Source organism: Kitasatospora sp. NPDC056181 (genome assembly GCF_042266225.1).
Lineage (GTDB): Bacteria > Actinomycetota > Actinomycetes > Streptomycetales > Streptomycetaceae > Kitasatospora.
On record NZ_JBHJUK010000094.1, the window covers coordinates 1 to 12743 of the forward strand.

5 protein-coding genes and 1 pseudogene are annotated in these 12743 nt (G+C 68.0%); 2 read left to right on the forward strand and 4 right to left on the reverse strand.

Annotated features, from left to right (window positions below; all coding sequences use genetic code 11):
- Positions 1–85: 85 nt before the first annotated feature.
- Positions 86–3985, forward strand: a complete 3900-nt coding sequence (locus ACFC1F_RS29060) for an RHS repeat-associated core domain-containing protein (protein WP_376162669.1) — start codon at positions 86–88, stop codon at positions 3983–3985.
- A 60-nt stretch (positions 3986–4045) separates the two neighbouring features.
- On the opposite strand, the gene ACFC1F_RS29065 is transcribed toward ACFC1F_RS29060, so the two are convergent.
- Positions 4046–4687 carry a hypothetical protein gene (locus ACFC1F_RS29065; protein ID WP_376162671.1) on the reverse strand — a complete coding sequence of 214 codons (642 nt, stop codon included), beginning with the start codon at positions 4685–4687 and terminating at the stop codon, positions 4046–4048.
- A gap of 285 nt (positions 4688–4972) precedes the next feature.
- Here ACFC1F_RS29065 and ACFC1F_RS29070 point away from each other — a divergent pair.
- Positions 4973–6758 (forward strand): annotated as a pseudogene (locus tag ACFC1F_RS29070) (IS481 family transposase).
- A gap of 715 nt (positions 6759–7473) precedes the next feature.
- Here ACFC1F_RS29070 and ACFC1F_RS29075 read toward each other — a convergent pair.
- Genes ACFC1F_RS29075 through ACFC1F_RS29085 form a run of 3 tightly spaced genes read right to left on the reverse strand, consistent with a single transcriptional unit; the run spans position 7474 to position 12742 of the window.
- Entirely contained in the window at positions 7474–10260 is a 2787-nt protein-coding gene (locus ACFC1F_RS29075; protein WP_376162673.1) for a hypothetical protein, read from the reverse strand.
- Positions 10257–12182 (reverse strand): putative T7SS-secreted protein, encoded by a 1926-nt coding sequence (locus ACFC1F_RS29080; RefSeq protein WP_376162674.1) that lies wholly within the window; start codon positions 12180–12182, stop codon positions 10257–10259. The genes ACFC1F_RS29075 and ACFC1F_RS29080 overlap by 4 nt, the downstream gene beginning before the upstream one ends.
- Positions 12182–12742: a hypothetical protein gene (locus ACFC1F_RS29085; protein WP_376162676.1), complete on the reverse strand. Its 561-nt coding sequence runs from the start codon at positions 12740–12742 to the stop codon at positions 12182–12184. The genes ACFC1F_RS29080 and ACFC1F_RS29085 overlap by 1 nt, the downstream gene beginning before the upstream one ends.
- Between the last annotated feature and the right edge of the window lies 1 nt (position 12743).

The following is a 12743-nucleotide window of genomic DNA, read 5'->3' on the forward strand; positions in this document are numbered from 1 at the left end:
CAGCAGCCTCACAACGGCGACCACCGACGGCTCCACCTACAACAGCACGGGCGGGCAACTCACCGGCCCCTCGGTCACTCCCGCGGTGACCAGCACCGTACTCACCCCGGCCTCCGGTGCCCTCCCGACCCAGGTGCAGAGCACAGGACCCATGGGAGCGGGCTGGACCACAACAACCACTCTGGATCCGGCCCGCGGGTCCGCACTGACCAGTACCGATCCCAACGGCCGCGTGATCACCGGACAGTACGACGCACTCGGCCGGCTCACCGCTGTCTGGACGCCGGACCGGCCCACCAACAAGCTCCCGAGCCGACAGTTCACCTACACCCTGCGGGGCAGCGCAGGACCGTCCAGTGTCAAAACCGAGTCGCTCAATGATGACGCGGCCACCTACACCGTTAACATCGACCTCTTCGACGGCCTGGGGCGCCCCCGTCAGTCCCAGCGCACCAGCGCCGCGAAGCCCGCCGGACGCCTGATCAGCGACACGATCTACGACACGCACGGCTGGGCGATCAAGACCTCCTCTCCCTATTACGAGAAGAGCTCATTCCCCAGCGAGTCGATCTTCGTTCCCCAGGGCGACGGCCAGATACCGGGCCAGACCTGGAACACCTACGACGGCAATGGGCGCGTAGTGCGGGCGGAGTTCCGCTCCTACGGCAACCTCCAGTGGGCGAACACCACCGCCTATCCGGGCGCCGATCGGACCGATACCACCCCTCCCAGCGGCGGCACGCCAGCCTCGGCCGTGACGGACGCACGAGGACGCGCTACCGCGCTCTGGCAGTACCGCACGCCGACCGCAACAGGCAACAGCTCCGACGCTGACGTCACCACCTACACCTATACGCCGGTTGATCTGCCTGCTACCCACACGGACAGCAGCGGCAACACCTGGAGTTCCACCTACGACCTCCGCGGACGGCAGGTTTCCGCGTCCGATCCGGACACCGGCACGACCCAGACGTTCTACGACGTCAACTCGCGCATCGACCACACCGTCGACGCCACGGGTAACACGCTCGCGTACAGCTACGACCTGCTCGGTCGTAAGACCGCCACGTTCAGCGGCAACGCGGCGCCGGCGAACCAGCTCGCCGGGTGGACCTACGACACCCTCGCGAAGGGCCAGCCCACCTCCTCCACCCGCTATGTCGGCGGCGCCAGTGGCGCGGGGTACACCAAGGCCGTCACCGGATACGACACCGCCTACCGGCCGCTCGGCACCTCCATCACCATCCCGCCCGCGGAAGGGGCACTCGCCGGCACCTACACCACCACCAACACCTACAGCCCGGTCCTTGGCGCACTGACCGAGACCGACATCACCGCGGCGGGCGGGCTCCCGGCCGAATCAATCACCTACGCCAACACCATCACCGGCCTGCTCTACGCATCCGCCAGCCTCGACCAGGCCATCGTCGCCCAGGTCGACTACGACGCCCTCGCACGACCCGTACGAACAACGGTCGGCGACTACGGCACCCAGGTCGTCTCCACCCAGCAGTACGACTGGGCCACCGGAAGGATCATCAACTCCTTCCTCGACCGCCAGATCGGAACCGTCTCCACCGACCAGACCACCTACACCTACACACCGTCCGGCCGGATCACCTCGGCCACCGACATCCAGGACGCCTCCGCAACCGACACCCAGTGCTTCACCTATGACCACCTGGGCCGGCTGACCAACGCCTGGACAGACACCGGCGGCACCTTCACCACCGCCGACTGGACCGACTCCTCCGGCATCGTCCACGGCACCGGAAGCTCCACCACCGTTCCCGGCATCGGCGGCTGCACGAACACCAGCGGCCCGGCCACCGTCAGCCCCGGCGGACGAACCATCGGCGGCCCGGCGCCCTACTGGAACACCTACAGCTACAACGTGACCGGCAACCGCACCGGCCTCGTCCAGCACGACATCACCGGCAACAGCCTCAACGACACCACCACCACTCAGACCTTCGGAGCCGCCAAGAGCCGCAACACCCCCACCACCGCACCCAACACCGGCGGCGGAACCGGCGGACCCCACGCCCTGCTCAGCTCCACCAGCCGTGGACCTGCGGGCACCAAGGCCCTCGGCTACCAGTACGACGCCGCAGGCAACACCACCGCCATCACCGACACCGGCGGCACCACCAGCCTGACCTGGAACGGCGAGGGCAAGCTCAACTCGCTCGCCAGGACCGGCCAGGCAGGCGCCACCACCTACCTCTACGACGCGGACGGCAACCCGCTGATCCGCCGCAACCCCGGCAAGACCACCCTCAACCTGCCCAGTGACGAGCTCACCCTCGACACCAACAGCGGCTCGATGAGTAACGTGCGCTCCTTCAGTGCACCCGGCGGCCTTACCTACACTCGCGTCACCGCCCCGATCGGCGGTGGCACCGTGCTCATCCAGACCGCCGACCCGCACCGGACCAACGGCGTCCAGATCAACACCGACGCGGACCAGACCGTCACCCGGCGAGCCTCCGACCCGTTCGGCAACCCTCGCGGTAACCAGCCGACTGGTTCCGCCTGGGCCGGCACCAAGGGGTTCGTCGGCGGCAGCAAGGACGACACCACCGGCCTCACCAACCTCGGAGCACGTCAGTACGACCCCGGCGCCGGCCGGTTCATCAGCCCCGACCCCGTTCTCGACACCAGCAATCCGCAGCAGTGGAACGGCTACGCGTACAGCGAGAACGACCCCGTCAACTTCAGCGACCCCAGCGGCCTCAAATCCGAGGAATGCGGAACGCTGTACGACTGTGGCTCGGGCGGAACCATCACCATGAGCAACGCCCAAGAAACAACCGCAGAGTACGTTCCATGGGCAGCGCAATACCGTAACTACGAAACCATCAAGGACGACCGCTACAGCGTGTCGCACCAATGGATCATCGCCCAGATCAACAAGAACATAAAGGCCCCCAAGCCCAGCTTCAAGTATGCCGCAATGGGGGCGCTGCAGGTTACCGCGGAACTCTTGGGGGTGGATGTCAAGGCGGGCTCAGACTGCGCCAAGAATAAAGCCGCAGGTGCTTGCGTCAATTTCCTGACATCTCTTGCATCTGCCGCCAGCGGTACCAAAATGGCGACTGTCCCTCTCAGGGCGGCACTCGAGGCGCAGTCGCTCAATTGTCGGAACAGCTTTCCCGCCGATACCCTCGTCCTTATGGCCGACGGGAGCGGTAAGCCCATCGGCGAAATTCAGCCGGGCGACTTCGTTGCCGCGGCCGACCCGCAGACCGGCGAGACTTCGGGAAATCCGGTAACGGCCAAGATCGTCACTCCGGATGACACGCGATTCACCGAACTGACGATCGCCACCACCAGCAAGATCGGAACCTCATCCGCCGCAACATCTTTGGTCTCAACCTCCAACCACCCGTACTGGGACTCCACCACCCACCGGTGGACCGACGCCGAAAATATCGAACCCGGCCACGAACTCGCCACCGATGACAGTAGTACAGCTGTTGTCATCGCCACCCACACCTACGCCACCCAGCCCCAAACCGCCCAGAACCTGACCGTCGCAGGCCTCCACACGTACTATGTGATTGCAGGCAATTCGCCAATACTGGTACACAATGCCATTTGCGCCGAGCGAGGACTTGGCATGGCAGATAAAGCAGCCGAGAAGTTCGACTATCCCGGGGGAATGACCGGGGCGCTGTACCTTGAAGGCGGAGACAAGCCGTTGCCACTTTCCAGTGGCGGAAATAATGTCATCGGGGGTCGAGATAGTTATGCATGGCCACCCGGCGCCAATAAGGTCAACTACCATCATCTAGAGGCGCAGTCGGCTGCAATCATGAGGGAGGGGAATATACAACATGCCGAGCTGTTTATTTCCGGCGATTACGTGTGCCCAACCTGCAGAGGCAGCCTAGAAGCCATGCTGCCTGCCAATTCGACATTGACAGTCACATGGCGAAAAAGTGGAGTTATTAACACAGAAGTCTTTTATGGCCGCAATTAGAAGTTAAAGCAGGGCGGGCTCCAGAAACACTTTCTGGGAGCCCGCCCTGCTTTCCAAGGGCTAGCGCGGACCCATCCATTTAACGGATTCCAGTGAATCCAGGTAGCTCAGATGCCTAGAATCACTGGAAGCCACTCGCACCTCCCATGATTCCGCACCCTTGCTCGAGCGCATCGCCGGTGACACCTCCGCCAGAAGCTCATCGCTCATAAAGATTCGTCCGCCCGGAGTTGGCCATCGCCATTCGCCCAATGATACCGCAGTCATGGGCGAAAGAATTTCTGGCAAAAGCTCGCTGTGCACGTTAGTGCACTCGCGCCACGCGCTTGCCCCGTAGACCGTTTCATTCAAAGCATTATGAATGAGGAACTCTGGAAAGTGTTCCGAGGTTTCGCTCCACTCCCCATGGAGTTCGGCGTCGAAGATGGTGCTCTTGTTTGCAACGTCAAACGCCCAGAGCCAATCACCCGATGGATCCTTCATGAAGACCGCTTTCCCTTCGGATTCTTTGATTTCCGCAGGAGGGGTCATACGCTTGACGGATTGCGGCGATGGAGTCCAGCAGGAAATAATGCCGTGCCATTCCCTGAGAGGCTCCGGAAGCCAGTCGCATTCACGAGGCAGTGGACTTGGCAGTCTGTTCGGCGGCCCATACCAGAGGGCCAAAAATTCCTGTAGGTCGATGTTCGATGGATCGATCATTCTGATATCTTGCCACAAACCTATCTCCCTAGATGTCGATTCGTCCTGTCAGGCTGTCCTCGATCCGTCAGCGACTGCAGACCGGCGGTCACTATGGGTGGTTTGCCCGAAATGCCTTCATCCCAGGGAGTCACCGATAGGAGAGATCACGGCCCGTGCCTGTTTACCGTGGCTCGTGTGGTGTGTGGCCTCAAGACATAGGCGCATGAGAGTCTCAGCAGTTCATTGACAGTTGTCTCGGTACATCCTTGACGGTGCCGCGTGAGCCCTTGACCATTGGTCGCTGTGGCTGAGGGGGACGACGTTGCTGGGCAGGGTCCGGGCTGGCTGGTCGAGCAGCGGTACCGGGCGGTTCTTGAGGTGCTCGACGGCTCGCCGGTCAGCGAGGTGGCCGTGCGCTACGGGGTCTCCCGCCAGACGGTCTACACGTGGAAGGCCAAGCACGAAGCCGGCGGCCTGGACGGGCTCAAGGAGAAGTCCCGGCGGCCGCGCACGAGCCCGAACCGGCTCCCGGCCGAGACCGAGGCGCTCGTCTGCGAGATGCGCCGGGCCAACCCGCGCTGGGGAGCCCGCCGGATCGCCTACGAGATCGCGCGGACCGGCACGACCCCGGCGCCCTCGCGAGCAACCGTGCACCGGGTACTGGATCGCAGCGGCCTGATCCGGCACCAGAAGCGGCAGCACCGGCGCAAGTACCGGCGCTGGCAGCGCGAGACTCCGATGCACCTGTGGCAGATGGACCTGGTCGGCGGATCTACCTGGCTGACGGCCGCGAGTGCAAGATGCTCACCGGGATCGACGACCACTCCCGGTTCGTCGTCGTCTCCACGGTCCTCGCGGTGCCGTCGGGGCGGGCCGTCGCGGACGCGTTCGTCCGGGCTATGCGGGTCCACGGCGTGCCGGCCGAGGTGCTGACCGACAACGGCAAGCAGTTCACCGGCCGCTTCACCAAGCCCCGCCCGGCCGAGGTGCTGTTCGAGCGCGTCTGCCGGGAGAACGGCATCACCGCCAAGCTGATCAAGCCCTACTCACCCACGACCACCGGGAAAATCGAGCGCTGGCACCAGACCTTGCGGCGAGAGCTGCTGGACGTCGCCGGCCCGTTCACGGACCTGCCCGCAGCCCAGGCAGCGGTCGACGCCTGGGTCCACACCTACAACACCGCGCGGCCGCACCAGGCACTGGACATGGCCACCCCGGCCAGCCGGTTCCGGCCCAACCCTCCGCCCGAGCCCACGACCGTCGTCCCCGTGCGGACACCCGACACAGAGCCCGAGCTCGTCGCCGAGCCGCGGCCGTCCGCGCTGCTGATGCCGACGTCCGCACCGGCCCTGGAGTTCGAGACCGTCGTCACCCCAGCGGACACGTCGGCGTCCTGCCGCGGGTCCAGCGCGTCCGCTTCGGCAAGGACCACGCCGGACGCCGGGTCCACGTCTGGGCCGACGGGCTCACCATTCACATCAGTCTCGACGGCCAGCTCGTCAAGACCGCTGCCTCGCGCCTGAGCCCGGACGACCTGCGGGAACTCGCGATGCGCGGCGCGGTCAAAGCCGGACCGCCACCCGCGGCCTCCGTCGTCCGGCCGGGCCAGGTGGACCACGGCACGGTCATCGAGGTCGACCGGAACGTCAACCAGTACGGCAAAGCCCTGCTCGGCAGGGAACGCGTGAAGATCGGCTACGAGCTGGCCAACCGCCGCGTCACCCTGCGACTCGACGGGCAGCTCATGCACGTGATCCACGATGGCGTGCTGGCCAAGACCCTGCCCGCCCCAATCGACGCCGAACAACGCACCGGACTACGCGGAGCCAAGGTCGCCTCCGGCGAACTGCCCGCGCCCGCCGCCGGCGCGATACGCGTCGAGCGCAAGGTCCCCGCCGACGGCGTCATCATGGTCGCCCGCCAGCGGCTCCGCGTCGGCCGCACCTACGCCGGCGAGCTCGTCACCGTCCACGTCGAAGACACCTACTTCCGCGTCACCCTCAACGACGCCGACCTCGTAGTCCACCCCCGCAAGAACCAGCACCCGGTCACCCGCTTCAGAGCCAAGATCCACGCACCGAAGCTCTGACGCGCTGTCGCCCATCACCTGAGACCGTCAACGATGTCCCGAGGCCAAGCTGTCAACAAAGTCCCGAGACCTCACACCACAGCATGGAAGAAGGTTGGCGAGCATCCAGCCTTCGACGAAGCTCGTAGGGCTGGCCGGTACCCCAAGTTCGTGGCCACGCTGCACGAGCGCATCGGCGAGGCTGAGGCGGCGGCTGCCTGACCGGAAGCGGGGTGTAGTGCTCGTTGCCAGCCAGCCACGGATCTGCGCTGGGACCAGGCATCCGGTGGCGGCCTGGTGCCCGCTGGAGTCGGCCCCATCTCACGGTTCGTGGGATCGAGTCCATTGGGTGGGGAACGGCAGGAGAGGCTTCGTGGTAGAGATCGAACGCTGGATGCCTCCCTTGCGGGCCAGGGGCCGTCCCGCGTGTGTCTGGTAGCCGGCCCGGCCGCGATCGGCAAGACCCACCTGTTGACCTGGCTGGCGACGGCCTGCACCAAACCGGCTGCGCCGCTCGGGTAGCGCCCCGCCTCCACTTTGTCGCTGGCCGGCCCGACCGTCGACAGCGCGACGTGGACGCTCGCGGCCAGGCTGGGCTTCCACGCCCGAACACCTGCTGAACTGGCCACCGCCTTGGCACCCGGGCAGCCCTCGTCTGTTCCTTATCTCCAGATTCGTCGTCAGCCCGCCCCATCCGTCACATGACAGACGAGCTACCGGGTCAGGCGACTGCCTGTCAGCGAACAGCTAGTCCATCGGCCAAAGGAACCGAAGTCAGTACCGCTATGACAGCGTCGGGCAGACCCACGTAGACCTGGCCGTCCGGGGTGGCGGCAAGGCTGTGGGCGGGGCTGCCGAGGCGTAGGTCAACGCTCTCGATGGTGGGACTGTGCAGGCGGAGCCGGACCAGGCCGTCGGACCAGGCAGCGGCGGTGAGCAGGCCCTTCGACGTGTCGGCGGCGGTCACGGCGGTGACGGTGTGAGGGCGGGCGTCGATGCATGTGGGTTCGCCGCCGTGGTGGTGCCAGTACCAGACGGTTCCGTCAATGCCGCCGCTGATCTGGAGGAGGCCGTCCGCCGTGGTGGGGGTGAGTGCGACGGTGGTGACCGGGCCGCGGTGGGGTTGCTTGCCGGAGAGGAGGCCGCCTTCGGTGCGGATGTAGCTGGTGTCGCCGTTGTCCTCGCCGATGGCGAGGACGTAGCCGTCGGCGCCCTCAGCCACGGCTGCGGCGGTGAGGGCGTCGCTCGTGCGGCGGGTGATGCCGTCGAGGAGGTCGGCCACGCGGCTGCCGGACGTTCCGGCCGGTGGGAAGGCAGTCACCGCACCGTCTTGGCCGAGTAGGACCGGGGTGCCGTTGTCCGCGATCAGCAGGGCGGCCTGGTGGCTTGCGGGGAGCCGCTGCGGATCGAGTCCGGGGCTGGGTGTGCCGGTCTGCGGGTCGATGAAGTGCAGGAACGCGCTGGTGGCGACGGGGAGGTGCTCGCTGTAGGCGAGGTGGCCGCGGTAGGGGCCGTGCCCGTGTACGAGGTTCCGGATGCGCCCGTGGGTGGGCCGGTGCGACCAGCGGGCCCGCCACCGCTGGCCTGAGATGGTCGCGAGCGTGTCGGCGGCCTGCTGGTGGCGGCCGGCGAGGTGGGCGTGCAGGACGGCCGCGCGGTCCGCCGGGGTGTCGGCGGTGGCGCAGGCCGGGCCGGCCAGCTCCCATGCTTCGGCGAACGTGGTACGTGTGTGGCCTTCGGCGGTCGCCTGGGCGCGGGTGTGGTCGAAGGCGGCGGTGACGGCGGCCGGGTCGGTGTGGACCAGGACGGCCGGATTGGTCAGGAGCTGGTCGGCGAAGCCGGCGAGCACCGTGTGCCGCAGCAGGATGCCCAGGACGGCGGGGTCGGCCTGGGCGAGGTCGGGCCGGCCGTCGTCGAGCAGGGGGACGGCTGCGGCGGTGGCCCGTGCCAGGGCGGCGTGGTCGGCCGGCGGGCGGACGGCGGCGAGGTGATCGGCGAGCTGCCGCGGTGCCACCCGCCACAGGGCGTGTGCTTCGCCCGCGGGCGGGGGGAGCAGGCGGGCGGCCGCGCGGTGGACCGTGTCGGCGTCGCCGGCTCCGGGCAGGGCTGCCCAGGTCGCGAGGGTGACGGGGCGTCCGGCGTCGGCCAGGGCCTTGACGGCCGACCGTTCGCCGTCGGGCAGCTCGTGCCACCAGGCTTCGGCGAGCTCGGTGTTCTGGCCTGCCGGGGTGCGGACGGCCAGGTGGGCGAGGCCGGGGCTCGGGTACACCCGGTCGGCGTCCAGGGGTGCCCCGCCCAATCCTGCGCACCAACTGGTGAAGCGGGCACGGTCGGTCCAGCGCGGATCGTCCAGGTCCAGGACGGCGGCCCGGGGATCGGCGGCACGCAGAGCGGCCGCGGCGGCAGAGCCGGACGCACACTCCACCACCAGCCGCAGCCACGGGATCCGCGCCAGCGGAGCCAGCAGGTCGGCGGCGATCCGCTCGGGCGCATCCGCCAGCAGACCACCGCCGGCCAGGTCCAGGTCGGTGACCACCAGGGTTCGGGGTATGCCGTCCTGCAGGGCCTCCACCAGTTCCTCGGGCGTGCCCGCCACCACACCGAGCCGCGCGGCCAGCAGCCAGGTCGCGCTGCGCACTGTCTGGCCGTCGGCGGACAGCACGGCGTGCACGCGGCGGGCGGTGCGCGGGTTGTCGGGTGGGCAGGCGGCGGTGAGCCAGCCGAGCAGGTGGGTGCGGCCGCTGCCGGAGGAGCCGGTGACGTGGCACGTGCGTGGCGCCGTCGGGTCGGTCAGCCAGTCGAGCAGAGCCCGCCCGGCTGGTCGCCGGCCTGCCCCCAGCGGCGGCACCGCAGTGGCGTCGTTCTCCTGCGGGCCGGGCGGTGGGGCCTGCTGGTAGGCGGGGTTGTGCCAGAACCGCAGGACACGGCCGTTGGTGTCGGTCTGCCAGGCTCCGGCGACGGCGTGCGGGGGGACGCGTCCGGCGGGGTCGTGGCCCTCGTCGACCTGGTAGAGCCATCCGCCTGCCGCGCGGGCGGCCTCGGCCTGCTCGGCGCTGAGTGGCGGGTCGGGGCGCCAGCCGCGTGGTTTGGCCGGATCTCCGACCGGCATGCCGTGGGCTGCAAGTTCGGCGAGCCAGCTGAGGCTGGGGGCCGTCGCCCGCGTATCGGGCAGGATGCGGCCCGACAGCCGGGTGCCGGGCTCGGACAGCAACTCGCGCACGGCCTCGGACGGTGTGAGGCCGCGGGTCTTGGCAAGCAGTAGCTTCTCGTTCCAGAAGATGGCGGCGTTCTCGTTGGGCAGCTGCTGCCACCACTCGTAGCCGGCCGCGTCGTCCTCGTCGCAGAACCAGATCAGACCGGTCGGATACTCGTCCGCGTAGAACGTGACGTAGAACTCGACGGGTTTGTCCGTGGTCCGGTTGTACCGGGGCAATGAGCTGACCAGCTTGAACTGCAGGTCCGCGATGAGACGTGGGTTGGTGTTGGGGTCGCTCACCGGCTGCTCGATTCCGTTACGGGTCATCCCAGGACCCTGCCGAAGACATGATATTGACTGCCGACCTGGATGACGCGGTCCACCTGCCACGTCAGGCCCCGGCCCAGAAGCAGCTCGCGCTCTGAGTTACCGGCCCGGCCGACTTTCTCCACCCACAGGCCGGGCGTGCCCTCCGGTACCACGAGGTGTAGGACGCCTTGCTTGCCTGCGAAGCTGCTGGGCAGCTCACCGATCGCGGTCGACATGAAGCCGTCCTCGGTGAACCTGTGGCCTCTCAGGTCCATCGGGTTTTCGAAGCCGAGGTGCCCCAGGTCGGTCCCGCGGCCGACGATGACGTCCTCGGGTACCCTCTGGGCCTCAAGAGCCTTGTCGAGCTGGGGAATCAGGCGATTGGCCTCGGGCGTTGACGGGCCGGTGCCGCGCAGGGCTCCGTTGATCTCGCCGTCGGAGCCCCACGTGTACTTCGCGACCGCGTCCTTCTGCTCGGCCGGGAGCCTCTCCGCGACGTCGTTCCAGGTCTTCGCCCCGAACTCCTTGGCATCGATGTCGTCGAAGAAGTGCCGGGCCGCCCCGGTGAGGTTGCGCTCGGCGGCCCGCACCTCCACCAACTGGCTGTCCCGCAAGGCCGCCGCCGCAGGATCGTAGCCGTCCGGCAGAAAGCCTTTGAGTGCTTTCACGACCTGCGGTGGGGCCGCTGCAGAGGCGGCTTCCTTGGCCGTCTTCTCCGCGGCGTCCTTGGCGGCCTTCTCGGTCGCTTCCTGGGCGGCCTTCTTGGCGGCGTTCTCGGCGACGGCGGCGGCTTCGCGTTCGGCGAGGGTGGCGGCGGTGCCGCCGCCTCCGGTGCCCGCGCCGATGAGGAAGTTGCCGACGAGTTTGCCGCTCGCCTCGGAGGGGTCGTTGCCCCAGCCGCTGCCGACCAGGCCCTTGAGGAGGTCGACGGGGTGGTCGCCGGCCTTGATCAGGCCGGCGGTGGTGGTGGAGAGGCCGTCGAGGTACTGGGCCGGGTGGGACAGGTTGTACGGGTCCATCGGGTTCAGGGAGCGGCCGAGCTTGGCCATGTCGGTGCCGCTCTTGATGAGCCCGCCGTAGAAATGCTCGTACGCCACGGGCGCGGCCATCAGGCCGTCCTTGACGTCGGCCTTGAGGATCTGCATCTTGCTCGGCATGGCCGGCGCCGACGCCACCGCCGCGCCGATCGCGCCGGCGGCGGTGCGTGCGGCGGAGTCCCGCTGGGTGCGGGCCGCGTCCAGCTTCTCCTCGGCGTGCCCGAAGTCAGCCTCGGCCGGGTTCTTGAACTCCCCCGGATCGGTCGGCGGGGCGGCCGGGCGGTGGTCGGCGGGCGTGGAGTTGTAGGCCTTGACCCTCAGGTTGTAGGTCATGGCGTCCTCGCGCCACGCCTTCGCGGCCGCGTCGGCCTTCTTCTTCGCCTCCTTCCACAGTCTGGCCGCCTCCGCGGCCTCGCCCTGCGCCCAGGTGACGGTGTGCGCGTACGCCTCCAGCGCGGCGGCGGCCTTGCCGCAGGCGTCCGCGGCGGTCAGCCACTGCTTGGGCTGCGGGTCGAACGCCTTCTGGAACGCCTCCGCCGCGGCCCCGGTCCAGTGCTCGTGGTCCAGCCTGGCCAGGCCGGTGCCGGTCTTCTCGAACGCGTCGTGGAACTTCTTCAGGTGCCCGGCGACCTCGCCCAGCTTCTTCGCGTCCCCGTGGACCAGTTCCTTCGGATCGTCGCTCTGGTCGAGCCCGCGCTCGCCGACCTTCAGCCCGGTGCTGTCGGCGACGTCGTCGCCCCACCCGTTGACCTTCTGGGCCGCACCGTGCAGCCCGGCCTCGTCCAGGGCACCGCCCACCAGGTGGGAGCCCTTCTGAACGACCTTCCCGCCGGCCTTCTGGGCCGAGTCGACGACGGCATCGGTCGCGTCGACCAGGTCGGTGATGCTGAAGTGCAGGCCCATCAGTGGTCACCCGCCGCGGCCTCGGCGATCGACTTGTAGATCCCGAACGGCCCCTCCAGCTTCTCCTTCCCGACGTCCTTCCACGTCTTCCCGATGTTGTCGAAGGCCTTGTCCGCGGACTCCTGCGAGAAGTCGGGGTTGGTCAGCTGGGTGTACGGGTTGTCACCCAGGACCGCGTCCCAGGACTTGCCCTCGATCTGCTCCTCGGTCTGGTGCGGGTTGCCGATGCCCGCGGCGACCACGTCCTTCAGCAGGCCGCTGCCGTACTTCTCCTGCTCGTGGTAATAACCCGCCGACAGGCCGAGCTTCACGGCGATGTCGGTGCCCTCCTGCACCAGCGACCGCACTCCCCACGACCAGCGCTCGCAGAAGTCGGTGAACACCGCCTGCAGGTCCGGGTGGCCGGCCTCCATGCCGGTCAGCTCCAGCTCCGAGAACCCCCGCCCCGACTCCGCCAGACCCGCGATCCCCAGCCCCTGCAACTCGGCGATCGCCGAGTTGATGCCCTCCTCCGCCAGCTTCAACGCCTGCGGATCAACCCCGAACCCCGAACCCGCCATG